A 25,154-nucleotide genomic window follows, 5' to 3' on the forward strand; every position below is an offset into this window, starting at 1 on the left:
CGAAACGCTTACCCATGGGCTAAGTTATGAAGGATTATCGTTGTGGACATCTTCCAGTGCATCTAAGAAATGCTGCACTAGCCTCGATGGTTTTGGGGATTTTCGATAGATAGCGGTAAATTCACAATGGTATGTAAAGGTTTGGTTATTGATGCGTTTCACATAACCTGCTTCTGCCAATGGGTGCGCGTAATGATCCGGTAAAAAACCGATGTAACGCCCAGACCGAATCAGTGTCGCCACACCTTCTTGGTCATTGGCCGCCGCGTGTTTCTGTAATCCGAGCCCTCTGCCTACTTCCATATTGGGGCTAGAAAAGCTCAATCCGGCATAATTTTCAGCTCGTATTTGCTCGTTGGTTACGGGGCGATGATTGTCGTAAAATGGATGGCCAATACCACAATACATAGACATATGTTCACCAAATAAGGGTAGATACACTAAGCTGGTGGAGCGGCGGTGAGGTGGAATAATACCGACATGATATTGTCCCTCTAGTACGCCTTTCTCGATCTCATTGACTGGGACGACATGGATATCTAGCACCACATCGGGAGAGTCTTCACAGTAGCGAGCAATCGCTTCAGGGACGCGACACTCTGGGTTGGAAACCGTTTTATCGAACATTGCAACGACTAGCTGGCCCTGCAGCGAACGATGCATATCGTTAACTTCGTGGCGAAAGTCTTCAATCGACTTTGTTAGTCGTTCTGCGCTGGCATAAATTTGCTCTCCCTCATTGGTAAGAGAAAACCCGCCTCGACCGCGTCGGCAAAGTACCAGACCTAGTCGCAGCTCGAGATCCTTGAGGTGACGACTAATGGTTGAGCGGCCGATATTTAACTCCATTTCAGCCGCGCTTAATCCACCACATTCCACAACCGCCATGAATACCCGCAGAAGGCGAATGTCAGCGTCCGATAATTGCCCAAGTAATGCTCTCATTATGTTTCATAAACCTGCATGTTTAGTTTGATAAGTTGTAATTTACCAAACAATTATTTCATCTTAAAGTAAATTTCAGTTAGCAGTTTGGGAGCCAGCACTTACATCGAGTGTAGATTGGAATAAGGATATAGGATGGAAACTCAACCAACACAGGCAGGGCTTGACGCGTATTGGATGCCCTACACAAGTAACCGTGAATTTAAACAGAACCCACGGATGATCACCGGGGCCGATGGTGCGTACTACATTGACGACCGTGGTCGACGTATTTTTGATGGACTTTCGGGTCTTTGGACTTGTGGAGCTGGTCATAATCGACCTGAAATTAGTCAGGCCATCGCTCAACAGCTTTCTCAAGTTGATTATGTTCCCGCGTTCCAATTTGGTCACCCTAAAGCATTTGAACTTGCTGAGCGAATCGCAGCGCTCGCGCCTGCCGATCTTAACCGAGTCTTTTTTACCAACTCCGGTTCTGAGTCCGTCGATACTGCAACCAAGATTGCTCGTGCTTATTGGCGTCAAAGTGGTCAACCTAATAAGACCCGCATTATCGGTCGAACTAAGGGGTATCACGGCGCAAGTTGGGGTGGCATCAGTTTCGGTGGTATTGGGGCCAACCGTAAACTCTGGGGTCAAGGCGTGGAGGCCGATCATATTGGTCATACTTGGCGTGCTGAAGAAGCATTCACTCAGGGGTGTCCTTTGGATGGTGCTGATCGTGCGGATGAATTACTTGACCGAATCGCCCTTCACGATGCATCGAATATAGCGGCGGTTATTGTTGAGCCATTTTCTGGCTCTGCCGGTGTCATCATCCCACCAGTTGGTTATCTCAAACGTTTGAGAGAGATTTGTACTGCAAATAATATATTGCTGATTCTCGATGAAGTGATTACTGGATTTGGCCGTACTGGCGAGATGTTTGGTGCCAATGCGTTTGGTGTCGTTCCCGATATGATCTGCTGTGCTAAGCAAATTACCAATGGGGTGATTCCTATGGGAGCTGTGATTGCGAAAGATGAAATATATCGAGCATTCATGGAAGCGGGAGGAGCTGAACATAATATTGAACTGCCTCACGGTTACACATATTCGGGACACCCGGTGGCTTGTGCTGCTTCACTTGCGACATTAGATGTGCTCGAAAGAGATCACTTAATTCCGAGAGTGGCGGAAATGTCTCCGATTTTCGAGTCCGCGATTCATAGCCTCAAAGGCGTACCAAACATTCTAGATATTCGTAATTACGGGTTTGCGGCAGGTATTAGCGTCGCTCACAAAGACGGTGACCCAGGTATCAGGCCTTATCAAATCGCCATGGATCTTTGGCAGAAGGGGTTTTATGTTCGCTATGGCGGAGACACACTTCAGCTTGCGTTACCGTTTATTACCGAAAGACATGAGATCGATAGCTTAGTGAATGCGATAGGTGAATCGTTTAGCCGTATTGACTGATCATGGGTTAACGTTGAACGAACATTTATTCAATCGTTACAAGTAACATGAGACACCTTCATTTGTGGGTGTCTCGAATCAAACAGAGTTTTACTCATCAATAAAGACATAACTATTTTTTAAGGGAAGATTATGCCATTAATGCAATTTGACGTGATTGAAGGTCGAAGTGAATCAGAGATGAAGGCCATTCTAGATGTAACACACCAAGTTGTTCTAGACGTGTTTAAAGTGCCAGAGCGAGACCGTTATCAGATTGTGTACGAACACAAACCCGCTAACATGATTTTTGAAGATACAGGACTTGGTTTTTCACGTTCTGACAATCTGATTATGTTGCGTATCTTTACAAGCCCTCGTCCTGAAGAGACCAAGATTGAGTTTATGAAAATCTTAGCTGAAAAGCTTGAAGCCGAGTGCGGCATTAAAGGCAACGATTTGATGATGTCTTTCTTTACCAACACTCGACATGATTGGAGTTTTGGTTTTGGTGAAGCGCAATACTACACAGGAAAGCTGTAGTTCACGTCAGCTTATGTAGCGGTTAAATTAGAAATGTTTTATATCAAGCCACAAAGTTATCTTTGTGGCTTTTTTCATAGGTGGAATCGTTAGTCGACTAGAGCGTACCCATACGAATACGTTCAGAGCGTGCTCTTAAGTATTCGAGAGTGAGGAGCAGCATTAATGAAACCACAACCAGTAGAGTTGCGACTGCTAAGATTGTGGGGCTAATTTCCTCTCGCAACCCTGAGAACATTTGTCGTGGTATGGTTCGCTGTTCTGGTCCAGCAAGGAAGAGTACAACAACCACTTCATCAAACGACGTCACGAACGCAAACAACGCACCAGAAATGACACCTGGTCGTATCAACGGCATGATAACTTTGAAAAATGTGTAGGTCGGTTTTGCCCCCATTCCCATAGACGCGTTCACTAGCGAGTAGTCAAAGCCCGCGAGCGCAGCGTTCACCGTAATAATCACAAATGGCGTACCAAGAGCGGCATGAGCAATAATGACACCTAGGTAGCTACCGGCGAGGTTGAGCTGGGTGTAGAAGAAGAACATACCTGCTGCGGTAATAATAAGCGGGACAATCATCGGAGACAGCAACATTGCCATGATTGCACGTTGAAAAGGCATGTCAGAGTTGCTCATGCCGATGGCCGCTAATGTACCCAAAATTGTTGCAATTGCTGTCGCGCATGTACCAATGAAGAAACTATTTTTAATCGCGAGAATCCACTGGTCATCAGAAAATATCTGTTGGTACCATTTTATTGAGTATGCATCTGGGTCGAGAGATAACATGCCCTCAGTAAATGTGAAAAAGGGTTCTGCATTAAAGGAAAGCGGAATGATGATTAATATTGGCAGCATCAGAAACAGTAATACTAAGTATGCAGATGCAGACAAACTGATAGTGCCTAGCTTTTGTAGCGGTGAATAGTAACGAGGAAATTTAAACATTGTTTACCCCAATTTAATGTTATTGACGCCGACAAGACGGTCGTAGATCCAATACAGCAGGACGATGAGAACCAGCAATAAACTTCCCAGAGCCGCCGCTAATTCCCAGTTATTAGATGACTGCATATGGAACGCAATAATATTACTGATCATCTGGCCGTCGGTGCCTCCTACCAATGCTGGCGTAATGTAGTAGCCAATTGAGATAATAAACACAAGCAATGCGCCTGCACTTAAACCGGGTAGGGTCATGGGGAAGTAGATTTTGAAGAATGCAGGCATGGGCTTTGAGCCCAACGATAATGCAGCTCTAAAGTAGCTTGGGTCGATATTTTTCATAACACTGTATAGTGGGAGAACCATAAAAGGCAGAAGAATATGAGTCATGGATATAACCGTTGCGAACTCGGTATAGAGCATTTCAAGTGGCTCATTTATTATTCCTATACTCTGCATCGTGCTATTTATTACCCCATTGGTTTGCAGTAGTGCAATCCAAGATGTGGTTCTTACTAACAGTGAAGTCCAAAAAGGAAGTAAAACAAACACCATAAGTGTATTGGCTTTCTTGTTGCTTGTGTTGGCAAGAAAATAGGCCAAAGGGAAGGCGAGCAATGCTGTCAGCAGTGTGATCGTTAACGCGATGCGTAAACTACGCCAGTACAGTTTTAAGTATATTTGTGTGTCACGTGCCTTTACTTCACCTGCTTGATCCCGCTTTAGATCCAAAGCGGTTAAGTAATAGCGGTCAGTCCACACGTTACCTAAGCCTTTCATTGCAGACCAAAGTTGTGGGTTGCTCCACTTTTTATGGGAAGCTAATAACTCTTGGCCCTGCCCATTGATTAAAACTTCTGGCTCAACGCGCTTGAGTTTTCGTGCCGTCGACTTTATTAGGCTGGATGTTCCGGGGACCGAACGGTTGAGTTCTTCGGCTAGCTTTCCCGATTTACGTTCGTTGGCCAAGGTTTGCAGCTCTAAGCTAAACGTGGCTAGTACTTGTGCAGGAGGCAAAGTGTCGGGACTTGCCTCCCACTGTTGCATTTCCTCTAACGTTTGAGGAATTAGTTGCGAAACTGTGGGGTGATAAACACTGCGATATAGCATGGTTGCGATAGGGGCGAGAAATGCCAGCAACACAAAGCATAATAAAGGTAACGTAAACGCCAGTAACCGGACTTTTTTTCGCCTGAGTTGTCTCTGGCTTTGAGCTATTTCTTCAATACTTAAATGTGCTGACATCCAATCTTTCTCCTAGATTACTTCAATAACCACTCGTTGAATTTCTCACCAAGAGATTCGCCATAATCAGCCCAGAATAGGCTTGATGCTTTTAAACCTTCATCAAGATGCGATGATGGAAGCATTGGAATAACGGCTTTATCGACATATTTGTAAGAGGACTCACGAGTTGGGCCATATGCGATATCTGGCATTCCCGATAACGGTTTTGAACCTGTGGCAAATCGGATAAACTCTTCAGCCACTTTTTTATGTTTTGTCCCTTTCACAATTGCCCATACATCTAAGTCGTATAAATGCGCGTCCCAAACCATTTCGAATGGTTTTCCTTCTGCTTGGATTGCGTTAAAAATACGTCCGTTAGCGGCTTGAACCATAACGGCTCCGCCATCATTGAGGAGTTGTGGCGCTTGAGACCAAGAGTCAAACCAAACAATGTCATCTTTGATAGACGCCAACTTGGCAAACGCGCGTTGTTGGCCTTCGTCTGTTTCCAATAGTTCGTAGACCTCTTCTTTTGGAACTCCGTCAGCCAGCAGTGCCCATTCCATATTTACTTGCGGGCGTTTGCGTAGTGCGCGTTTTCCTGGAAAGGTTTTGGTATCAAATAAATCCGCAACGGTTGTCGGCTTGCCACCTTGAATGGTGTCATTGTTATAGGCATACAGTACCGTCCATACTATATTTCCCACACCACATTCATTTGCCAATGCTTCACTTGCGAAATCTTCCGCGGCTGGCGTTCCATCATCGCCGGGCGGTAACGTATCCATCGGGAAAGGTTCCAGTAATCCTTCAGAACAGGCTCGTTCTAAGTCAATTACTTCCATATCGATCACATCCCAAAGCACATTGCCACTCTCGACCTGAGCTTTCAGTTCTGCAACGCCACCTGAGTAGTTTTCAGATAAAATTTTATGTCCGGTTTCAGCCGTAAATGGGTCAAGCATGTGTTTTTTCTGAGTATCACCATAAGAGCCGCCAAAAGAAACGGCGGTAAATTGCTCTGCAATGGCATTTGTGCTTAGGAGCCCTGTTAACAACAGTGCAATCGTGGTTTTACTAATCATATTGATTCCTTTCAAGTTGATAGGTTGTTATGTAATACGGAAATTACGGTTTTTCTAATGCCAATCCGACGGTTGCGGACCAGGTTAGTTTCGTGACATCTCCAGAAGTGAAGTTAGGGGCTTCATGATCATTAAGCACTTTAACCATCACTTCGGTTTTATCGCGTAACTGGAATAGGTAGCGAATAAAGTCGCCGACATACAGGCGGGTGATGAACGTGGCATCAATGCTGTTATCGTTATCTGAACTCGGAACGCCAATAAAGAGGTTCTCTGGACGTATGGTCAAAAGACATTCTTGCCCCGGTACAAGTTGGTTGGTTGAAATACCACGCACTCTCGACTCGTCATCGAGAATAAGCTCATAATAGTTGCCATTCATCTCAACAACACGGGCGGGGATTTTGTTGTTTTCACCAATGAAATCAGCAACAAAAGCGTTCGCAGGTTCCTCATAGAGAGTGTCTGGGCTGGCGCATTGTTGCACGATACCATTGTTGAACACTGCGATTCGATCTGACATCGTGAGTGCTTCGGTTTGGTCGTGAGTCACGTAGATCGCTGTGAAGCCAATTTTCTCGTGAAGCCGTTTTATTTCAAATTGCATCTGCTCACGTAAGTTCTTATCTAAGGCACCTAAAGGTTCATCCATTAACACTATCGAAGGTTCGAAAATCAGTGAGCGCGCTAATGCGACACGTTGTTTTTGACCACCGGATAGTTGGCCGGGATAGCGTGTGCCAAACTCTTCTAGCTCAACCAATGCAAGTGAATCAGCAACCCGTCGTTTGACTTCATTTTCTGGGAGTTTTCTGACCTTTAAGGGGTAGGCTAGGTTTTCAGCCACGGTCATATGTGGGAATAACGCATAATGTTGAAATACCATACCGATATTTCGGTCATACGGCGCAACGTCAGTAATCGGTTTTCCGTCGACTAGGATCTCGCCGCTTGTGACATCTTCAAATCCCGCTAGCATCATAAGGCAAGTTGTTTTTCCCGAACCAGAGGGGCCGAGAAGCGTCACAAACTCGCCTTTTTTAATATCCAGATTAAACTCTTTTACGACTAAATTACTTTGGTCATAACTTTTTTTAACCATCTTAAACTGTACGTATTTTTCGTTGCCCGTATCGCTCATCCATTCCTCACTGAATAATCATCGTCCCTGCCCAAGAAGAGAGCGAATTAGAAAGTCCGAATCACTGAAAATAAGCACCAAAACTATTCATCTTGCTATCTTGGTGGTGCAGATCTCCGGAAAATATTGCTGTTTTCTTAGATAATCATAAATATTGCATAATCCAAGCCAAATAGTGATTTAACGAAAATAAAACTCTAAAACATCTCGCTAATCTCTATGTTTTGTTTTGTTTCGATATTTATCACTTTGCCGATTTGGATAGGAATGATGGGTTGTGAGCACCCTGAACGCTAAAAGTCTGGTAGGGTGCGAGACGATAAAACGACTGTTGAATTCCTTGATTCATATAAGAAAAAATAATTCACTTTAATATTGCTCATAAAAAGAGATACTGACATTGAAAAATAACGTTAAGCAGAGTCAGTAAATTCTTGGCACGGTTTGCGACAGAAAGAACATGAGAGGGAATGATGTTAGATAGGCGCAAGTTTTTTATTGATGGTGAATGGGTTGAACCAAACAAAAGTAATGACTTTGATGTACTAAACCCGACAACTGAACAAGCGATTGCAACCATCTCACTGGGAAGTGCTGATGATGTCGAACGCGCCGTATCTGCTGCGAAAAGGGCTTTTGCTAGTTATCGCGAAACCAGTGTTGAGGAGCGTTTAGCGCTGCTTGAGCGTTTACTGACAATCTATCAACGTCGTTACAATGAGATGGTGGAAATCATAACATTGGAACTCGGCGCGCCCACGACAATGTGCGCTGAAGAACAAGCTCATACCGGGATTGGTCATTTAGAAGGATTTATTGAAGGACTGCGCCGATTAAAAAATCGTAAAACACTGCCTAATGGTGATGTGCTATGTCGTGAACCTATTGGTGTTTGCGGACTGATTACGCCTTGGAACTGGCCGATTAATCAGATTGCTCTAAAAGTACTTCCAGCTTTAGCGACTGGGTGTACATGTGTCTTAAAACCCAGTGAGATCACGCCACTAAACGCGATGTTATATGCCGAAATGATCGCAGAAGCTGGATTCCCAGCCGGTAGCTTCAATTTAGTTAACGGCGATGGAACTGGTGTTGGGTCAGCGCTTACGTCGCACAAAGATGTAGAAATGGTCTCGTTTACGGGCTCAACCAATGCTGGGATTGCGATCAGCAAAAGTGCGGCTGACACCATTAAACGGGTGACGTTGGAGCTTGGTGGAAAGTCGCCCAATATTATTTTCGAAGATACTGACCTTGAAACCAGCGTTACACGTGGTATTGAAAGTTGTTTTCTCAATTCTGGGCAATCATGCGATGCACCTACTCGCATGTTGGTTCAACAATCCGTTTACGCACAGGCTGTCGATATTGCGCAATCTGTCGCTGAACGTATCGAAGTCGGTGACCCAACAAAAGAGGGGCGTCATCTTGGCCCATTGGTCAGCCAATTGCAGTTTGATCGAGTCCAATCGATGATAGAGGTTGGCATTGCGGAAGGGGCACATCTTGTTGTTGGTGGCTTGGGGAAGCCTGTCGGATTTGAAACGGGATATTTTGTGAAACCCACTGTCTTTGCTGATGTGACAAATACCATGCGCATCGCTCGAGAAGAAGTCTTTGGTCCTGTCCTGGTTATGATTCCATTTGATGATGAACCTCAGGCTATCGAAATCGCGAACGATACCGATTATGGCCTTGCTGCTTATATAGAAACAAACGATAAGGCTCAAGCAGAACGAGTGGCTGCTCGACTACGCGCTGGTATGGTTCATATTAACGGCGGCTATTTGCAGTATGGAAGCCCATTTGGTGGATACAAGCGTTCAGGCAATGGACGTGAAGGGGGTTTGATCGGGCTTGAGGATTTTTTAGAGCTCAAGACGCTTCATTATCCTGAGTAATAATTGAACTCGATGAACTGTAAATTTAATAATTGTTTAAGGAAGCACGATGAACGTTAATTGCCCAGTATTATCTTTCCCAGCCACGTTTTATCGCGGAAATGGTTCAATTGAGCGCCTCAAGGATGTTGTTGAGAAATTTGGTAGTCGCGCATTTGTTATCGGCGGTCAACGTGCTCTTGAAGCAACAATGCCACTTATCGATAGTAGAGACCTTGGGCTAGATGTCGTTGATACGATGTGGTTTGGGGGGGAGTGTACCTACAAAAATGCGGATCAGCTAATCTCGGTGATTCGAGGCCATAGCGTGAACTTCATTATCGGAGTGGGTGGCGGAAAGTCGATGGATACGTGCAAGCTGGTCGCCGAAAAAGTAGGGCTACCTTTGGTGGTGATTCCCACGATAGCCGCGACATGTGCCGCTGTTGCTGCTTTGTCAGTTATATATGACGATAAGGGACACTACCTTGATTTTCACGATCTGAAACAAGCGCCAGATGTGGTGATTTTGGACCCACAAATCATTGCGAAAGCGCCTGCTCGTTGGCTGTCTGCAGGGCTGGGAGATACGCTCGCTAAGCTTTATGAATATCGAGTTGTAGAAAAATCTAATCCCGATTGCAGCCTTAACATGTCGGCGTCTCATAATAGTCAGCTGTGTTTTGATGTGATTGCTAAATATGGTGGAGAAGCCATTCAGTCCTTGGAGAATGAACAACCCTCTTTTGCTCTTGAGCAAGTGATGGATGCCATCTTCATTTATGCTGGATTTACCTCAATTATGGGAGTGGGCAATCACGTGGCGGCGGCGCATGGTCTCTATAATGGCTTTACAGTGATCGATAAAACGCGCCACTTTGGTCATGGTTTGTTAGTCGGTTATGGCAACCTTTGTTTGTTGGCGCTAGAAAATCGCAGCGATGATGAGATTGTGTCGGCGATTGAATTAGCCAAAGCGTGTGGTGTACCAACGTCGTTATCCAGCATTGCTGACCTGACTAAGAGCGAATTGCAGCAAGTGGTCGATGCCGCAATCGATACGCCCGATATTCAAGATATGCCTTTCACGATGACCAGTCAGGATTTGATTAGTGCGATGGAACGGGTCGATGATCTGGCCTCAAAGATCGCCTAAACTTCTGCATCTATTTTGAAGTCACACGATTCGCCATAAAAGCAATAAAAAAGATAGGACGTTATGGCCCTATCTTTTTTTGTTTATAAACGAGTCAGTCGGCTGGGTTTAGCCAAAAAGACGGTGTTAAAAATCTGAGTTAAAAGTCGAGACGTGTGGATTCCGATAAATACACTACAGAAGGGCCGTTAAGTTCGGCGGCACTTTTCAGGCATTCAGCAAACGAAGTTGAACTCGGCTGATAAACTTTCCAGCCACACGCTTCGGCTATCTTAACGAGATCTGGAGTATAGATCTCAACCCCGGTAAGCGGAATATCTCGGTTCTGCATATAGGTCTTTATTTCGCCATAGCCGCTGTTATCGTGAAGAATTAATATTACTTTTGCAGCGGCTTCGGTAGCCGATGCCAATTCACCAAGGCAGAACTGAAGACCGCCATCTCCGGTAATGGCAATCACATGCTTGTCCGTGGCCAAACTTGCCCCAATCGCAGCAGGCAAACCGTACCCAAGGGTGCCAAAACCGGATGCTGACGAGAAAAAGCCTCCTGTACGCTGAGCTTCAAATGCCATGATGCCCGAATAAACTATCTGGGTGGAATCCCCAATTATCGGGGTATTCGGCAAGTTATCGCGGATAAGGTTGAGGATGTTGATATCCGAAGTAATGGCCTTAGAAAGTTGAATCTTATCCTCACGAGCCTGTGCTGCTCGTGTTTCTCCTTGGCTTGCAGCATGCGGTGATAATTGCGTAGCCAAAGCCGTGACGGTTTCGTTAGCATCGGCGGCAATACCAATATCGGCTTTTAAGTTTCGATGGATCTGTGTTGGATCGATGTCGACTCGAATCAAAGTGCCGGGAACTTGAAAGCCACCATCTTCATTAAAATCATAATCGGTTGAACCCAGTTCCGTGCCGAGGGCGAGCACCACATCTGCTTGCGCAATAAGCTGACGAGTTTTGGGGAGTGATGCCGATAGGGGAACCGCTAATGGGTGGTTAACCGGCATGGCACCGCGAGCGTTTGTTGTCATTACAACCGGCGCATCGAGCTGTTCCGCTAGTGCACAAATAGGTGTGTTTTTTGCGCCGCCCCCTACTAAAATAACGGGCGATTTAGCGCTGTTTAATGCGTCAATTGCTGGAGATAGCGCCTGTTTCGCTGGAGCCGGTGGCAGTAAATTTAGTGCTGGAGAAATCGCATCATTGACCACAGGAGAGACCAGTATATTTAATGGGATCTCAATATGTACAGGGCGAGGGCGAGAACACTGGAATACAGCAAAAGCATCGTCCAGCGCTTTGTCCAATTCACCGACATTATGTATGGTGCGGCTGAATGCTGACACGCCCTCGACGACAGAGCTTTGGTTCGGCATTTCATGTAACCAACCTTCACCTGACCCCATCTGACCGTGAGCATTAACCGTTGATATCACAAGCATCGGAATTGAATCGCCATAGGCTTGTCCCATCGCGGTGACAATGTTGGTCATTCCGGGACCCGATATAATAAAACATGCTGCAGGTTTACCCGTTACGCGCGCATAGCCATCGGCCATAAACCCGGCACCTTGTTCGTGTCTTGGCGTGATGTGTCGTAATCCACTTTCAGGAAAATTTCGGTACAATTCGACGGTATGAACACCTGGGATACCAAAGACGATCTCAATCCCACGAGACGCTAGCAAAGCAGGCAGGCGAGATCCTAAGGTGACAGTTTCTGGTAACATTTTGATTTCCCTTCAAAGTAAGACATATAAACACGATAACTTTGAGGGATTGTGAGCGTAAAAACAAACTAATTCTTTTCACATCAAGTGATAAAATAATTCACCAATCTGAAATAGAAGGTTTTAGCTATTTCTCGCCAGTTCGTCTTTTAGCCATTCAAGGAAAGCAGTGTGAGCGGGTGTGAGGGATTTCCCATGAGGGACCGCGATATAATAAGCTCCTTCGCAAGGAAGAGTCCGGTCAAAGGGCGCGACGAGTTGCCCATTCTTGATCGCATCGCTGCATAAAAACTCGTCTCCTATCGCGATGCCCTGAGAAGCCAATGCGGCTGAGTAAACCAAATTGAGATCGTTAAATATGATGCCTTTTTGGGCGAACTCTATCGGTTGACCAATGGCTCGATTCCAATCTTCCCAATCTTGATAGTCGCTGAGGTGTAATAGCGTTGCCTGCTGTAAGTCGGCATGATTGGAAAAACCATCAAACTTATTAAGGTAAGCGGGGCTACAAAGTGGGGTGGATTCAATGCGTTTAAGAAGTTCGATCTCGGCATCAGCAGAAAAGTCTCGCCCAAACGTAATAAATATATCGACATTCTGGTCGCTGATATCAGAAACTTTTTGTGGTGTGGTTAGTGAAATGGTGACATCAGAATACGCCTCTTTGAACTTCCCAATATTTAAACAGAGCCAACTGCTGGCAAACCCCGGCGCGCAACTTATATTGATTTTCCCTCCGATACCAGCAGAGGCATTGCGAACCGCAGAGGAAGTAATGATGTTAAGCGCTTTACGAATATCTTTGGCGTATGCATGACCACGTTGCGTAAGCTCCACACCGGTTCCCACTCGATTCAATATTTGAAACCCTAAGTCACTTTCCAAGAGTCGGAGCTGGTGACTGACCGCGCTTCGGGTTAGGTTGAGTTCATCAGCGACTTGCCAAACTTTTCCATGGCGAGCAAAGCTTTCTATCGCTCTCAACGCCTGAGTGGAAGGTAACTTGCGCATGTCTAATCCCTTATAAACTTGAAAATGGTCGATTACTGATGAATCACTGAATCTTAAAGCAGCGACGAGGGAAACTAAAGTAACTGAAGTAACTATTTCATTCTACTTATAACCTGATTGTTCAATATTGATGCGAGATTTGGATGAGTAACGGGTATTTTTGCTGTTTCTATTGGCTTGATGTTCTAGAAGTGAAATAAGAACTATGTTACATATTGTTGGGTTGGATATGAGTATTCTAAAGATAACGCGCCTAAGTTGAAGAGTGTGTCGTATTGGTTCGTTTGTTCTAGTGCTAAATTGATAAAATATTAGTACTTATTTAATATAAAACAGGTGCTTGTTGGTTTTTTTCGGGTTGGTCTCGGTGGTATAAACGAGCTGGCAGGTTATTAAAGATGTTATGCATATAAGGATTTAGATGCGCACTTTCGGTGAAATAATTGGAGTTAGTCCAGGAGATCTCTTTGATAACAGAGATTCTCTAGCTAAAGCTAAAGTTCATCCTCCTTTAGTCGCAGGAATAAGTGGTGGAAAAAATGAGGGCGCTGATTCTATTGTACTTTCTGGTGGGTATGAGGATGACGAAGATTTTGGTGACGTCATTATTTATACCGGCGCTGGGGGGCAACAAAATGGTAAACAGGTTTCAGATCAGGAGCTAGATGGTGTGAACCTAGCTTTGGCTAAAAGTAAAATAGAAAACCTTCCAGTCCGAGTAACTCGCGGACACAAGCATAAGAATGAATTTAGTCCAATCAAAGGCTACCGATATGCAGGACTGTATCATGTAGAAAACTACTGGTACGAAACAGGAAAGTCTGGGTATAAAGTTTGGAGGTACAGATTAATTGCTCAAGAGAGTTCATCTGCTGACTACATAGTAAAAGAGCCAACTGGCGAATATAATGTACCAGGTAGAAAACAATCAACGGTTAATCGTATTGTAAGAAACTATCAAAAAGCTAAGAATGTAAAGTCTTGGCATAATTACAAATGCCAAGTATGTGGGGTAGCAATTGAAACGAGTGCTGGTTTATACGCTGAAGCAGCCCACATTAAACCTTTAGGTGAACCACATAACGGGCCAGATATAGAAAGTAACCTTTTGTGTTTATGTCCCAACCATCATGTTATGTTTGACAATGGTGGCTTTGCTATAAGTGATAATTTAGACCTAATTGGTATTAAGGGTAAACTTAGTGTCGTAAAGAAACACCTCATCAATATCGACTTTATTAGATACCATCGAGAGCATTATCACAAAAATGCATAACAAATAAGGATAGATGTCGCGCAGCCGGGATCCTATCTGGGTGTGGAACAAGCCTGAAGTCACTCTTTATAGTCAATTGCTCGTCGATACTAACAGGAACAAACATATTTTGATTTGAAAAGTCGGTTTTGAAGTTTGGCATAACCGCATCTAAATATGTGAGTAATGGTGATTAGATCACAAGGAGTTAATGCATTCAAGCTCATACCGTGGTGAAATAGAGGTAAGATCAAAATCGAGAATGAGGCTAGGTAGAAACCCTACAGCCTCGCTAGGAAGTTAAATGAAGGTTCAGCATATAATCGACGATTTACAGTCAGTCTTTAGCAAACAGCCTGAAACAAAAAACTATGATGTTGCTTTTGCTTGTTACTCAGAAGATGGGTCTGGATGCATAGAAATTGACTATGTGGAAGCCTTTGATTGGGATGAGGATGAGGAGTTTTTTCTTATTCCTGAAAATTGCGCGAAATATTATGATCGAGAAGCGGTTAAATACAAAGCCGCTCACTTTGTTGAAGAATTAAAAAAGATAAAAATTGAGAACTTTTCAGAGTTTGAAACCTATGTCAGAAAAAGGATAAAAGTAGCAAAGGATGGCTCTGTTATTTCAATAAACTCACCTATGTGGGGAACAGGCGTTCACGATACTGAGAAATTTGTATATTTCTATCACGGCAAAGAGAGCGCGTAGCTTCCGAACAAGAGAATTGGACTCCCGCTCTAATACAAAGCTAACCTTATTGGCGTTGATTTAGGCACTAAAGCTATTCAAGTGTGTATCTACACAAGTAAAAAAAGACCAATCGAATAAATAGAACTGACACCTCAGTAATTCAATGAAGTCCTACTTTAACTCCTGCCGAGTACCGTTGTGTTTGAGTTTTGTAGAGCACTAAGGTTGATTGGAGAATAGCGGTTTTAGTGGAGAGTCATTATCACGATATGATCTAGTAGAGGGTAATATGGTTTCAGAAATGGATTTTCCATCAGAAACAAAAATAAATGGTAAAGAGTCAAATTCATATTACCGTGATTCATTTAAAGTTACGGTGAAGAAACAAAACCTTGAAGCTAAAAATGTATATCACAGCATCTTTGGTTTTTTGCCAAAGCCAGTTCAACTTGCTTTATCCTTTCGGAATTCAGTTGTTAAATACTTCGGTTTTTCATCAAGTAATACAGAAATGTCTTTGCCTCTTGAGGATATTGAAACAGGAAAGAAAGCGGGCTTTTTAACCATTGAATCAGTAGAGCCGTCAGAGGTTATATGTGGTGCATACGAGCCAAATATGGATATGTGGTTATCAGTCTTAAAGTTATCGGAACAAGAGTTTTTAGTTTCTACACTAGTGAATTTAAAAACAAAATCAGGAAAGGTGTATATGGCTTTTATAAAACCATTTCATAAGCTGGTTGCCAAATACTGCATTAGGCAAGCACTTAAAGCAGGTCGTATATAAAAAGAAGCTATGGTGCCAATAATTAATGTTGATCTTTTGGCGCTTTCCACATAATTGCCCCTTAACAGGGCGGCTGTATGCTAAGGATAGTTCGTTGAATAAAATTAATATTAGTGAGAAATTTGGGTTGTTTTCAGATGAATGGACTCCCAAGATTTTGGCTGAATCAAATGGCCAATTAGTCAAAATAGCGAAAGGTACTGGTGAGCTTGTATGGCATACACATGATAATGAAGATGAGTTATTTATTGTGTTTAAAGGACAGCTTACTTTGCAGTTAAGAAGTGGAAATATTGTTCTAAATGCAGGTGAAATGTATGTAGTACCAAAAGGCGTGGAGCATTGCCCTAAAGCTGAGCCTGATACGCATTTCATGATGGTAGAGCCATCCTCTACAGCTCATACAGGCGAACTTGATAGTGAAGTAACGGTATCGTCAGAACATCAAGAATGGATTTAACATCTAATAGATAGGGGTAGAAGTCACGGTTGAAACAGTAAGACTGAAAGCTAGCAGTCGCTACTAGCCTTCATTTTGATTAATTTTGTGCCAATTTCACTCTGATCGTACTATTCGCCACTTTAGATAGATTCAACTTGCTTATAGCCGTTGCTGCTTCATCAACATCCGGCATTTCAACAAAAGCAAAACCTTTTGATTGTCCGGTGTTCTGATCTAAAACTAAGTTACACTCAGAAACAGAGCCATGATCAGAAAATAAAACTCGAATTTCATGTTCAGTGGTTGTTCGAGCAAGGTTGCGGACTAAAATTTTCATATTGTTTACCTAATAAAATTGAGGCGTAAGTGTCTCAGCTATAGGTAAATAAACCAAGGATAATCAGTCAAAAACTTACGTTTGACAAAAAAGACCTATCACAGCAGTTGAAAGCTGGTGGGTTTTAAGTTGCAGATAGAAGGCTTGGAACGGGTGAAAGAGTTTATGGGGAAAATGAATTAATGAATACCCCAGAAGAGCAACAACAATTCTAATGGGTAAAAATACATCACATAACTACGATGCCTTAATCGAAATATTCTCTCAACACACCGCTCCATTATGACTAAAAACATTCATTATTGGTGCGATCTGCACCAATATTGAATGTTTAGTAACAGCGAATGCGTTCAAGATAGGCTCGTTCTTTTACTCTATTTTGATATTCCAGAGGCGTTACATTCACGAGCTTTTTAAATTCATTGAGAAAGTGTGACTGATCACTGAATCCAAGTTCAACCGCGCAATCAGAAAAAATAAGATCGCTATTATGATTAATACTGTAAATAGCTGATTGACAACGGATTGCTCGGCTAAATCCTTTTGGTGTTAAACCGATATCATTCTTAAACATGCGTTGGAGTGTTCGAGTTGTATAACCAGAGAATTTTTCTAGATCCTGAACTTGAATGTTGCCTTTGTGATGGCAAATTTTTTCGATAATCTTGCTGGTTACTCTTGACGATTCTTGTCGTTTATTCTTACCTAAAAATTGATTTACCACACCGACTTGTTGTGAAAAGTCGCCACTGTTTATTACTTGTTCAAGTAGTGGTTCGTAACCTGCAATAACATCATTTAAATCAAGCTCATGTTCGATGAGCTCTTGAGCTGAAACCCTTAGAAAATCAGGAAATACACCAGGTACAAAACGCACGCCAAAGTACTGATGTCCGGGTGTAAACGACGCCGCACCTGCCTCCAATTTTGTTCCACAGACCCGCCCGGTTGGTGAACTTGCATCACAGTCAAATATCATGTCTATACAGCCATCCGGAATCACACTTGTTGGCTCTTGACTGCTGCCGGCTTTAAAGCTGTAGAAGTGAGACACCTCAGGGTTGTTGGGAGCCAACTGAGTCAAAAAACGCTCTGAGTCCAACACAAAAAAAGGTTGTTTTGAATGAATACTAGAAACACGTGATAGCAATGACGAAGCAGACATATCTAACTCTCTAATCCTTGAGTGACAAATACATCTAGCAAAGTAGGTGCCAATTTCATCAGAAATGCACGGAAAAGCAATGTCGCAAAAATACAATACGGGCTTTAATTCTGGCAATAGTATCAAAAGCAACGACTCATTGAACCTCTCCATAATCAGTTCGATAACGTCCAGATAAACGTGAGGGGGTGAGTGAAGAAACAGGCGAAAACAAACTATATGGATATAGGTGATGATATGTCAGCGAACACTAAGATTGATTTTATATACCTTTCAGAGCCAGACATGATTAAGGCTGGCGTGACCGATATGCCCAGTTGCGTTGATACGATGGAAGAGATGTTTGTTCTTTTGCAAAAAGGGGACTATCGCATGGCAGGCCCAAATAGTGATTCACACGGAGCCATGGTTACGTTCCCTGAAGAGTCTCAGTTCCCGACCATGCCAAAACCTACCGCTGACCGCCGTTTAATGGCAATGCCCGCGTATCTTGGTGGTGATTTTCAGACGTGCGGTGTTAAGTGGTATGGCTCGAACATAGCTAACCGAGAGAAAGGACTGCCTCGATCCATTCTTATGTTTACTCTAAACGATATTGAAACCAGTGCCCCATTGGCTTATATGTCGGCGAACTTACTTTCTGCTTACCGTACTGGTGCGATACCCGGTGTTGGTGCTCGTTACTTAGCACGCAAAGATTCGAAGGTCATTGGTCTACTTGGACCGGGCGTAATGGGTAAAACGACAGTGGCCGCCTTTATGGCAGCTTGCCCAGAGGTCGATACGATCAAAATCAAAGGGCGTGGTAAAGCGAGTATGGACAGCTTCATTACTTGGCTTGCCGTTGAATACCCGCAAATCACAAATGTGAAAGTGGTGGACTCCGTTGAAGATGTTGTACGCGATTCCGACTTAGTGACTTACTGTAATTCCGGAGAAACCGGAGACCCCATGACCTACCCGGAAGTTAAACGTGAATGGGTCAAACCAGGTGCATTTTTAGCGATGCCGGCAAGCTGTCGACTGGATGAAGGCATGGAAGGTTCCGATGTCCGAAAAGTGCTGGATAACACGGGTTTATATGAGGCCTGGTATGAAGAAGTGCCGAAACCTGCACACAACCATATCCCCCTTGTGGGCATGCGTTTCATGGACTCAATTCATGAAGGAAAATTGACAAGCGATGAGCTCGAAGATCTTGGAAACATTGTTGCGGGTATTACCCCTGGTCGTAAAAGTGATGACGAAATAGTCGTGTTATCCGTTGGTGGGATGCCAGTGGAAGATGTTGCTTGGGCGACCAAGATTTATCGCAACGCCGTTGAAAAAGGAATTGGCGTGTCACTGAACCTCTGGGATGAACCAGTACTTAAATAAGGAAAAATAGAATGCAACGTATCAATTATTCAACTGGCTCTGCTCTTGAGAAACACGCTGGTTACTCGCGAATGGTCAAAATCGGCAACCGAATTATGATTGGTGGCACAACCGCTGTACAGCCTGATGGTGAAGTCTTTGGCAGCACGGCTTATGAACAGGCTCAATACATATTCGGTCGATTTATTGAGTTACTCAAACGCGCCGATGCCGAGGCGAAAGATGTCTATAAAGTGAAAGTTTATGTGACTGATATGGGGCAAGCAAAAGATGTCGCGACCGCCTACAGTGAGTTTTTCAAGGGAGTTTGCCCGTTGTTCACTATGGTCGAAACTCCAAAGCTCAATCGTCCAACTCAGTTTGTTGAGATTGAGCTTGAAGCCATGCTCGATTGTGAAGTGTGCGAAGAGTAATAAATGACCGCGATACGGATGCCTCTTCATGTCGGTAAGGAGTGAAATATGTTGAAAAGGTTACATGACAGCCCCTCAGATACAGAGTGTGTGACCATCACTTTTGAAGGCGAGCCGTTACGAGTTCCGGCCGGTGAAACGGTTCTTGCTACCGTCATGGCGGCGGGGGCGGGTTACAACCGAACCTCGCCGATAAGTGGAGCACCTCGAGCTGGATATTGTCAGATGGGGGTTTGCTTTGAATGCTTAATGGAGATCGATGGTATCCCTAATCAACAAGCGTGTGCGATACAAGTGTACGACGGTATGGTCGTAAATCGTCAGAACGGTAAGAAGGTGTTGGAGAATGGGTAAAATCTACGATCTTATCATCATTGGTGCTGGGCCCGGTGGCGTCGCTGCTGCGGTCACTGCCGACAATCTCGGGCTAAACGTCTTGGTGGTTGATGAACAACCCGAACCCGGCGGGCAGATCTATCGTTCAATGGAGCGCAGCCGTACCGAAAATACACATGTACTTGGTAAAGATTATTTTGCCGGAAAACCACTTATCGAAGCTTTTCGACTTTCGGCTGTGAATTATATGCCAAATACCACGGTACTCAATATTGCCAATCAATTCGATGTCGATCTCTTATCTGCTGGAAAGACACAAAGAGTAAGAGGCCGTCGACTACTTCTTGCCATTGGTGCTGCAGAGCGTCCGGTTCCAATGAAAAACTGGACATTACCTGGTGTTATGGGGGCTGCGGCCGCTGATATTTTATTCAAATCCGCTGACATGGTTCCCGATGAGCCAGTGGTTATCGCAGGTAGCGGGCCGTTGTTGCTCTTGGCCGCTTGTCACCTCGTTGACAATGGTGTGCACATTTCAGCGATGGTTGAGACCGCAGGTTTTAGTGATTACTTCAAAGCTATTCCCTTTATGCCGAAAGCGCTTTTACGTAGTGATTATCTCGTAAAAGGTTTGCTGATGCGATTAAAGCTAAAACGTGCTGGTGTGCCTCTCTATATGGGTTGTCGTGATCTCGAAGTGACCGGTGACGAACGAGCTCAGGGGTTGCGCTTTACCTGTCGTGACAAGCAGATGGATATCGCGGCAAAAACTGTTTTGCTGCACGAAGGGGTGGTGCCGAACTTGCGTCTTAGTCATTCAATTAACTGCGAACATGAATGGTACGAACCACAACGCTATTGGAAACCTAAACTCGATTCATGGGGGCAAACCAGTGTCGATGGTGTGTCCATTGCCGGTGATTCAGCGGGAATTGGTGGCGGTCCAATGGCGGCGGCTAGGGGTCACTTGGCTGCGATTGATAGTGCTTACAAGCTGGAAAAAATTAATCAACTGAAACGTGATCATATAGCGGAAGAGCATAGAGTTAACCTTAACAAGGAACTATTCATTCGACCTTTTCTTGATCATGTTTTTCCACCTAATCGGCAGGCTTTGGTCCCTGAAAATGATGAGACACTCGTCTGCCGCTGCGAAGAAATAACCGCAGGGCAAATTCGTCAAGCGATAGCTCAAGGAGCAAGTCATCCAGCGCAAATCAAAGCTCGAACTAGAGCGGGTATGGGCCCTTGCCAAGGAAGGATGTGTGCCGCAACGATCTCAGAAATCATTGCCGATAACTGTGCGATTGACATCACTGACGTTGGGACGATGCGCGTTCGAACGCCATTGAAGCCTTTGAGCATAGAACAGTTTGCCAACATGACGTTTGGTGAGAGTGACTGACTTAGAGTATGTGGAGTGAGCTTCGGCTCTTTCACATCATTGCAAAAGAGAGACAACATGAAGACAAATGCAGATGTCATCATTATTGGCGGCGGAATCATCGGCTGCTCGACCGCCTACTATTTGGCAAAAAAAGGAAAGTCGGTCATCGTTTTGGAGAAAAGCCAGGTTATGGGGTACGGCGGTTCCAGCCGCAATGGGGGTGGGGTGCGCCAATCAGGGCGAGATAAACGCGAACTTCCATTGGCGATGTACGGCGTTGAAAACTTGTGGCCGAACCTCTCAGAAGAGTTAGGGACAAATGTCGAATACTACCAACATGGTAATTTGCGTCTAGGGAAAACGGATGACCATATCGATATTCTTAAGGGCTTAACTGAGATCGCGGTCGGTCAAGGGCTCGATGTAAAGATGGTCAGCGGTGAAGAAGTCAGAGAAATTTGCCCACATTTGTCACATGAAGTTATTGGAGCGAGCTGGTGCCCAAGTGATGGTCATGCTAATCCGCTACAGACGACGTTAGCTTTCCATAATGCTGCGCGAAAGCTCGGAGTCACCTTTTTAACCGGACAAGATGTACTCTCTTTGAAAATGGTGGCCGGTGAGTTGCGTACGGTGGTGACCGCTGGTGGTATCTTTGAAGCAGACAGAGTTGTCTTAGCGGCAGGCCTTGAAAGTCGGCCAATTTCTCGAACCGTTGGCGTCGATGTGCCAATGAAACCCATTGCTTTGGATACGCTCATAACAGACGCACAACCACCAATGTTCTACCAAATGCTCGGCACTGCGATGGCGGATTTTTATGGTCATCAGACGAGTCATGGGTCGTTTGTTTTCGGTGGCGGTTCACCTTTAGATTCAAGCCTTGTTAAACAGAGTTCGGACCATACACCAATAGAAGCAACAGCAGACACCTGTCGTGGAATTCTTAGCTATATTCCTGCGCTGAAACACGCGAAAGTGGTGCGAAGTTGGGTTGGCATTGTTGATTTATGTGAAGACAAAGTCCCTGTTCTAAGCAAAGTTGAGGATGTTCCAGGATTAATATTGGGGTGTGGACTCTCAGGGCATGGCTTTGGGATCGCACCTTCGGTCGGTACCGTATTAGCCGAATTAGCGTGCGATGAAACCCCGTCTGTCGATATTAGTGGGCTGAGCTATGAACGCTTTTTAGGGCGGACTTTATAGGCATTATCTTCAAAGGAATGTCGCAAAATTGCAATACAGAAATGCCGTTGAAGAATAGGATCAAGGGTAACTTGTCACTCAAAAAACTTCGAGCACAATCCAAATAGCGGTAATGATTGAATAGAAGTGATCGCAGGCTAAGTGACGAGCAACACGTAGATTTCGAAGGAATGTTAAGCATAACGAAATGTAAAGGAGATACAACAATGGGGACTAACCTCAAAAAGACACTGGGCTTTTGGTCTTGTTTTGCCGTTGCTGTTGGCTGTGTAGTGGCATCTAGTACCTTAGTGTCGCTTGGCCAAGGAATGGGAATAGCGGGCGGTGGCTTTGTTATTGCCATGATAGCGGCGTGGGTGCTACAGCATTTTTCAGCACAAAGTTACGCAGAACTTGCGTGCATGATGCCAGCTTCTGGTGGCATTCGAACCTACACACGTGTAGCAATGGGAGCATTGCCCGCCGTAGTCGCAACCTTACTAGGATATTTAGTACCAAACCTGTTGGCGGTACCTGCTGAGCTCACTGTAGCAGGGTCGGTACTGACTGAAACCTTTTTTCCAAGTTTGTCACCCATTTTACTTGGGGGGCTAATTCTCGGATTCCTTATGGTGATGAATATTATTGGTGTCGATATTTTTGCTCGCTTGCAAATCCTCTTCACGCTTACGATGATTATTTCAATTGCTTTACTAGGTATTATTGGACTTACAGGGATAGGTGCTTTGCCAGCTCCAGAACTCGCTGACATTCCTTTTAACGCCATGGGAGCGGGAGTGTTTAGTTTAACGGCATTGGCCATTTGGCTATACATAGGAATCGAGTTTGTGACTCCCTTAGCTCAGGAAACCAAGAGAGCTGAGAAAAATATTCCACGAGCTATGGTTGCCGGTCTTATCGTGATCTTTGGCGTGAACCTAGTGTATGGTTTTGCACTATTGAAATATGTCCCCGCTGAACAACTTGCGTCATCTAATCATCCTCACGTTGATATGGCTCTAGCGATGCTAGGTAAACCGGGAATGATTTGGATTTCAATCGTATCTATTTTTGCTAGTGCCAGTACGATTAATACCGTCATTGGTGTGGTACCGCGGATGCTTTATGGAATGGCGTTGAGTCATGAGTTACCTAAAGTATTTAGAAAGATTCATCCTAGATTCCGCACACCATGGGTCGGGATCTTGTTCATGTCCGGGGGCATTGGCGCTTTTTTCTTCGGTGGCATTGCTAACTCACCTAATTTAATTGTCTACATTTTGTCAGCATGTTGCGCTTGGTTGTTCTGTTACATTATCGCGCATATCAATGTCATTATTTTAAGGTTCCGTTATCCAAATGTGCGTCGTCCATACAAGACTCGGTTCTATCCCGTGCCACAAGTTCTTGGTTCATTAGGGATCGGTTATACCATCTTAAATATCGCACCCGTGCCTGAGATGGCGGATGCAATCTATAACCTTGTCGGAATAATGGTTGTGCTTGCGTTAGTGTATGCGGTGGTCTGGTTGAAGTTTGTGGTTAAACAGCCTCTGTTCCAACCGTTAGAAATGAAAGAAGCGCAATCGGAGTGGAAAAAAGTTAACGATGATCTGGCACCGACCGGTATTCAGGCCACATTTAGCATCGAACCGGACTCGCGCCCAAATACCGTGTGATTTCAGTATCCCAAATTTAAAAAGGATTTTATTATGTTTTTAGTTCAAGCAATTATCCGCCCAGAAAAATTAGGCGAAGTGACAGATGCTCTTGCAGAATCTGATATTCAAGCGCTTACTAAAGTGCCTGTCATTGGCCGCGGCCGACAAAGTGGGCTTAAAGTGGGAGATATCAGTTATAAAGATCTCCCTAAAGAAATGATTCTGACGGTGGTTGAAGACTATCTGAAAGACGACGCAGTTCAGACTATTATCAAAGCCGCGCGTACCGGTGACGGCAATCGGGGCGATGGTCGTGTGTTTGTCATCCCAGTTGCGGAGAGCTACAACATCCGTACCGGTGAGCAAGACGAAGAGTAGTGGATTCATTAACCTAGGTAGAGCTTTATGAGTGTAAAACCCAATGCTTTCACAATGGCGCAGTCCGCTCTTTACAATCATTCGTTAGCATTCTCTCAGTACTGGGGGGATGCGGCTCAAGCAGATGAGGGCACTGTTCAATTCAGTCGCTTGCCTGACGAACTCGCCAACTTGAGAATTAGGCCTGACTTTAGGAAACGTTGGATGGGAGGTACATGCGCAATGAATATTGTATTTTCTCATCCAATAGCTGAACAATGTCATGGCAGAATTGAATTCAAGGGGTCACGAGGTGGTGTCTTTACCGGCAAAGCCAATGGAGAGGAATGTGCTCAGCTTTTATCAACGTTAGATGCTGATGACATGCTAAAAAAGACCTTGCTTTCGGTCGATCTTGATAGCTTAGTCTTCGATATAAAAGACGGTATGGTTCAATGCACTTTAACGCCTTATGGTGGTGGAATGGCCTACATGGTGATACCGCCAGTCCGCACCGCCATACCCCTTCCGCCAGAGCAAATACTCCCATTGGCGGAAGCGTTGAAAACTATTGGCTCCCATATTCAGAAAATATAAATAGCGATCGATACTTTGATGGGAACGTGTCAGACAGATAGACACGTTC

Annotated in this window: 25 protein-coding genes; 16 read left to right on the top strand and 9 right to left on the bottom strand. The window is 44.5% G+C overall.

The features are described 5' to 3' along the window. Window positions 1–24 precede the first annotated feature (24 nt). On the bottom strand, window positions 25–945 hold the full coding sequence (locus ACWU4D_RS10995; protein WP_456051470.1) for a LysR family transcriptional regulator: 921 nt from the start codon (window positions 943–945) through the stop codon (window positions 25–27). A gap of 135 nt (window positions 946–1,080) precedes the next feature. On the opposite strand from ACWU4D_RS10995, the gene ACWU4D_RS11000 reads away from it, so the two are divergent. Together ACWU4D_RS11000 and ACWU4D_RS11005 are read left to right on the top strand one after the other, a co-directional pair. Continuing rightward, window positions 1,081–2,403 carry an aminotransferase class III-fold pyridoxal phosphate-dependent enzyme gene (locus ACWU4D_RS11000; RefSeq protein WP_456051471.1) on the top strand — a complete coding sequence of 441 codons (1,323 nt, stop codon included), beginning with the start codon at window positions 1,081–1,083 and terminating at the stop codon, window positions 2,401–2,403. A gap of 132 nt (window positions 2,404–2,535) precedes the next feature. Continuing rightward, on the top strand, window positions 2,536–2,925 hold the full coding sequence (locus tag ACWU4D_RS11005) for a tautomerase family protein (RefSeq protein WP_456051472.1): 390 nt from the start codon (window positions 2,536–2,538) through the stop codon (window positions 2,923–2,925). A 97-nt stretch (window positions 2,926–3,022) separates the two neighbouring features. Here ACWU4D_RS11005 and ACWU4D_RS11010 read toward each other — a convergent pair whose 3' ends face one another. From ACWU4D_RS11010 to ACWU4D_RS11025, 4 genes are read right to left on the bottom strand one after another with little or no spacing between them, the layout of a single operon-like run. Continuing rightward, complete coding sequence (locus tag ACWU4D_RS11010) at window positions 3,023–3,874, bottom strand: ABC transporter permease (RefSeq protein ID WP_456051473.1); 852 nt, start codon at window positions 3,872–3,874, stop codon at window positions 3,023–3,025. A gap of 3 nt (window positions 3,875–3,877) precedes the next feature. Next, a complete protein-coding gene (locus ACWU4D_RS11015) occupies window positions 3,878–5,116 on the bottom strand; it encodes an ABC transporter permease (protein WP_456051474.1) in 1,239 nt (412 codons plus the stop codon). Window positions 5,117–5,133: 17 nt separating this feature from the next. Continuing rightward, a complete protein-coding gene (locus ACWU4D_RS11020) occupies window positions 5,134–6,186 on the bottom strand; it encodes an ABC transporter substrate-binding protein (RefSeq protein ID WP_456051475.1) in 1,053 nt (350 codons plus the stop codon). A gap of 43 nt (window positions 6,187–6,229) precedes the next feature. Then, on the bottom strand, window positions 6,230–7,327 hold the full coding sequence (locus ACWU4D_RS11025) for an ABC transporter ATP-binding protein (protein WP_456051476.1): 1,098 nt from the start codon (window positions 7,325–7,327) through the stop codon (window positions 6,230–6,232). Window positions 7,328–7,797: 470 nt separating this feature from the next. Between ACWU4D_RS11025 and ACWU4D_RS11030 the strand changes: the two genes are divergently transcribed. Both ACWU4D_RS11030 and ACWU4D_RS11035 read left to right on the top strand, forming a co-directional pair. Beyond that, window positions 7,798–9,228: an aldehyde dehydrogenase family protein gene (locus ACWU4D_RS11030; protein ID WP_456051477.1), complete on the top strand. Its 1,431-nt coding sequence runs from the start codon at window positions 7,798–7,800 to the stop codon at window positions 9,226–9,228. Between the two features lie 49 nt (window positions 9,229–9,277). Further along, on the top strand, window positions 9,278–10,363 hold the full coding sequence (locus ACWU4D_RS11035) for an iron-containing alcohol dehydrogenase family protein (RefSeq protein ID WP_456051478.1): 1,086 nt from the start codon (window positions 9,278–9,280) through the stop codon (window positions 10,361–10,363). A 139-nt stretch (window positions 10,364–10,502) separates the two neighbouring features. Here the strand turns inward: ACWU4D_RS11035 and ACWU4D_RS11040 are convergent, their stop codons facing one another. Continuing rightward, complete coding sequence (locus tag ACWU4D_RS11040; protein WP_456051479.1) at window positions 10,503–12,098, bottom strand: 5-guanidino-2-oxopentanoate decarboxylase; 1,596 nt, start codon at window positions 12,096–12,098, stop codon at window positions 10,503–10,505. A 123-nt stretch (window positions 12,099–12,221) separates the two neighbouring features. Beyond that, window positions 12,222–13,109, bottom strand: a complete 888-nt coding sequence (locus ACWU4D_RS11045; protein WP_456051480.1) for a LysR substrate-binding domain-containing protein — start codon at window positions 13,107–13,109, stop codon at window positions 12,222–12,224. 421 nt (window positions 13,110–13,530) lie between these two features. Here ACWU4D_RS11045 and ACWU4D_RS11050 point away from each other — a divergent pair, with 421 nt between their 5' ends. The 4 genes from ACWU4D_RS11050 (at window position 13,531) to ACWU4D_RS11065 (ending at window position 16,308) form a co-directional block, all read left to right on the top strand. After that, window positions 13,531–14,385: a YDG/SRA domain-containing protein gene (locus ACWU4D_RS11050; protein WP_456051481.1), complete on the top strand. Its 855-nt coding sequence runs from the start codon at window positions 13,531–13,533 to the stop codon at window positions 14,383–14,385. A 283-nt stretch (window positions 14,386–14,668) separates the two neighbouring features. After that, window positions 14,669–15,079: a hypothetical protein gene (locus tag ACWU4D_RS11055; RefSeq protein WP_456051482.1), complete on the top strand. Its 411-nt coding sequence runs from the start codon at window positions 14,669–14,671 to the stop codon at window positions 15,077–15,079. 271 nt (window positions 15,080–15,350) lie between these two features. Then, window positions 15,351–15,848, top strand: coding sequence for a DUF2867 domain-containing protein (locus ACWU4D_RS11060; protein ID WP_456051483.1), 498 nt, complete (start codon window positions 15,351–15,353; stop codon window positions 15,846–15,848). A 94-nt stretch (window positions 15,849–15,942) separates the two neighbouring features. Next, window positions 15,943–16,308, top strand: a complete 366-nt coding sequence (locus ACWU4D_RS11065) for a cupin domain-containing protein (protein WP_456051484.1) — start codon at window positions 15,943–15,945, stop codon at window positions 16,306–16,308. Window positions 16,309–16,387: 79 nt separating this feature from the next. Here the strand turns inward: ACWU4D_RS11065 and ACWU4D_RS11070 are convergent, their stop codons facing one another. Together ACWU4D_RS11070 and ACWU4D_RS11075 are read right to left on the bottom strand one after the other, a co-directional pair. Further along, a complete protein-coding gene (locus ACWU4D_RS11070) occupies window positions 16,388–16,627 on the bottom strand; it encodes an RNA recognition motif domain-containing protein (RefSeq protein ID WP_456051485.1) in 240 nt (79 codons plus the stop codon). Between the two features lie 331 nt (window positions 16,628–16,958). Then, on the bottom strand, window positions 16,959–17,792 hold the full coding sequence (locus ACWU4D_RS11075; RefSeq protein ID WP_456051486.1) for a helix-turn-helix domain-containing protein: 834 nt from the start codon (window positions 17,790–17,792) through the stop codon (window positions 16,959–16,961). A 237-nt stretch (window positions 17,793–18,029) separates the two neighbouring features. Here ACWU4D_RS11075 and ACWU4D_RS11080 point away from each other — a divergent pair, with 237 nt between their 5' ends. The 8 genes from ACWU4D_RS11080 to ACWU4D_RS11115 all read left to right on the top strand — a co-directional run bounded on the left by ACWU4D_RS11080 (window position 18,030) and on the right by ACWU4D_RS11115 (window position 25,105). Further along, the gene (locus ACWU4D_RS11080) at window positions 18,030–19,169 is read left to right on the top strand and encodes a tyramine oxidase subunit B (RefSeq protein WP_456051487.1); all 1,140 of its coding nucleotides are present in this window, start codon (window positions 18,030–18,032) and stop codon (window positions 19,167–19,169) included. Between the two features lie 11 nt (window positions 19,170–19,180). Continuing rightward, window positions 19,181–19,582, top strand: a complete 402-nt coding sequence (locus ACWU4D_RS11085) for a Rid family hydrolase (RefSeq protein ID WP_456051488.1) — start codon at window positions 19,181–19,183, stop codon at window positions 19,580–19,582. 48 nt (window positions 19,583–19,630) lie between these two features. After that, window positions 19,631–19,936 (top strand): (2Fe-2S)-binding protein, encoded by a 306-nt coding sequence (locus ACWU4D_RS11090; protein ID WP_456051489.1) that lies wholly within the window; start codon window positions 19,631–19,633, stop codon window positions 19,934–19,936. Beyond that, entirely contained in the window at window positions 19,929–21,323 is a 1,395-nt protein-coding gene (locus tag ACWU4D_RS11095) for an FAD-dependent oxidoreductase (RefSeq protein ID WP_456051490.1), read from the top strand. Before ACWU4D_RS11090 ends, ACWU4D_RS11095 begins: the two co-directional genes overlap by 8 nt. A gap of 57 nt (window positions 21,324–21,380) precedes the next feature. Next, window positions 21,381–22,511, top strand: coding sequence for an NAD(P)/FAD-dependent oxidoreductase (locus ACWU4D_RS11100; RefSeq protein WP_456051491.1), 1,131 nt, complete (start codon window positions 21,381–21,383; stop codon window positions 22,509–22,511). A gap of 206 nt (window positions 22,512–22,717) precedes the next feature. Then, the gene (locus ACWU4D_RS11105; RefSeq protein ID WP_456051492.1) at window positions 22,718–24,169 is read left to right on the top strand and encodes an APC family permease; all 1,452 of its coding nucleotides are present in this window, start codon (window positions 22,718–22,720) and stop codon (window positions 24,167–24,169) included. A 33-nt stretch (window positions 24,170–24,202) separates the two neighbouring features. Then, complete coding sequence (locus ACWU4D_RS11110) at window positions 24,203–24,529, top strand: P-II family nitrogen regulator (protein WP_456051493.1); 327 nt, start codon at window positions 24,203–24,205, stop codon at window positions 24,527–24,529. Window positions 24,530–24,556: 27 nt separating this feature from the next. Further along, window positions 24,557–25,105 (top strand): DUF3156 family protein, encoded by a 549-nt coding sequence (locus tag ACWU4D_RS11115; RefSeq protein ID WP_456051494.1) that lies wholly within the window; start codon window positions 24,557–24,559, stop codon window positions 25,103–25,105. The last annotated feature ends 49 nt before the right edge of the window (window positions 25,106–25,154 follow it).

Source organism: Vibrio phycocola (assembly GCF_053850235.1).

Excerpts from the sequence above, each read along its gene's own strand:
- ACWU4D_RS11035 (WP_456051478.1), top strand. The coding sequence starts at position 9,278 with ATGAACGTTAATTGCCCAGTATTATCTTTCCCAGCCACGTTTTATCGC.
- ACWU4D_RS11085 (WP_456051488.1), top strand. The coding sequence starts at position 19,181 with ATGCAACGTATCAATTATTCAACTGGCTCTGCTCTTGAGAAACACGCT.
- ACWU4D_RS11020 (WP_456051475.1), bottom strand. The coding sequence starts at position 6,186 with ATGATTAGTAAAACCACGATTGCACTGTTGTTAACAGGGCTCCTAAGC.
- ACWU4D_RS11100 (WP_456051491.1), top strand. The coding sequence starts at position 21,381 with ATGAAGACAAATGCAGATGTCATCATTATTGGCGGCGGAATCATCGGC.
- ACWU4D_RS11010 (WP_456051473.1), bottom strand. The coding sequence starts at position 3,874 with ATGTTTAAATTTCCTCGTTACTATTCACCGCTACAAAAGCTAGGCACT.
- ACWU4D_RS11005 (WP_456051472.1), top strand. The coding sequence starts at position 2,536 with ATGCCATTAATGCAATTTGACGTGATTGAAGGTCGAAGTGAATCAGAG.
- ACWU4D_RS11115 (WP_456051494.1), top strand. The coding sequence starts at position 24,557 with ATGAGTGTAAAACCCAATGCTTTCACAATGGCGCAGTCCGCTCTTTAC.
- ACWU4D_RS11110 (WP_456051493.1), top strand. The coding sequence starts at position 24,203 with ATGTTTTTAGTTCAAGCAATTATCCGCCCAGAAAAATTAGGCGAAGTG.
- ACWU4D_RS11015 (WP_456051474.1), bottom strand. The coding sequence starts at position 5,116 with ATGTCAGCACATTTAAGTATTGAAGAAATAGCTCAAAGCCAGAGACAA.
- ACWU4D_RS11000 (WP_456051471.1), top strand. The coding sequence starts at position 1,081 with ATGGAAACTCAACCAACACAGGCAGGGCTTGACGCGTATTGGATGCCC.
- ACWU4D_RS11080 (WP_456051487.1), top strand. The coding sequence starts at position 18,030 with ATGTCAGCGAACACTAAGATTGATTTTATATACCTTTCAGAGCCAGAC.
- ACWU4D_RS11030 (WP_456051477.1), top strand. The coding sequence starts at position 7,798 with ATGATGTTAGATAGGCGCAAGTTTTTTATTGATGGTGAATGGGTTGAA.
- ACWU4D_RS11105 (WP_456051492.1), top strand. The coding sequence starts at position 22,718 with ATGGGGACTAACCTCAAAAAGACACTGGGCTTTTGGTCTTGTTTTGCC.
- ACWU4D_RS11050 (WP_456051481.1), top strand. The coding sequence starts at position 13,531 with ATGCGCACTTTCGGTGAAATAATTGGAGTTAGTCCAGGAGATCTCTTT.
- ACWU4D_RS11040 (WP_456051479.1), bottom strand. The coding sequence starts at position 12,098 with ATGTTACCAGAAACTGTCACCTTAGGATCTCGCCTGCCTGCTTTGCTA.
- ACWU4D_RS11090 (WP_456051489.1), top strand. The coding sequence starts at position 19,631 with ATGTTGAAAAGGTTACATGACAGCCCCTCAGATACAGAGTGTGTGACC.
- ACWU4D_RS10995 (WP_456051470.1), bottom strand. The coding sequence starts at position 945 with ATGAGAGCATTACTTGGGCAATTATCGGACGCTGACATTCGCCTTCTG.
- ACWU4D_RS11045 (WP_456051480.1), bottom strand. The coding sequence starts at position 13,109 with ATGCGCAAGTTACCTTCCACTCAGGCGTTGAGAGCGATAGAAAGCTTT.
- ACWU4D_RS11095 (WP_456051490.1), top strand. The coding sequence starts at position 19,929 with ATGGGTAAAATCTACGATCTTATCATCATTGGTGCTGGGCCCGGTGGC.
- ACWU4D_RS11055 (WP_456051482.1), top strand. The coding sequence starts at position 14,669 with ATGAAGGTTCAGCATATAATCGACGATTTACAGTCAGTCTTTAGCAAA.
- ACWU4D_RS11025 (WP_456051476.1), bottom strand. The coding sequence starts at position 7,327 with ATGAGCGATACGGGCAACGAAAAATACGTACAGTTTAAGATGGTTAAA.
- ACWU4D_RS11075 (WP_456051486.1), bottom strand. The coding sequence starts at position 17,792 with ATGTCTGCTTCGTCATTGCTATCACGTGTTTCTAGTATTCATTCAAAA.
- ACWU4D_RS11060 (WP_456051483.1), top strand. The coding sequence starts at position 15,351 with ATGGTTTCAGAAATGGATTTTCCATCAGAAACAAAAATAAATGGTAAA.
- ACWU4D_RS11070 (WP_456051485.1), bottom strand. The coding sequence starts at position 16,627 with ATGAAAATTTTAGTCCGCAACCTTGCTCGAACAACCACTGAACATGAA.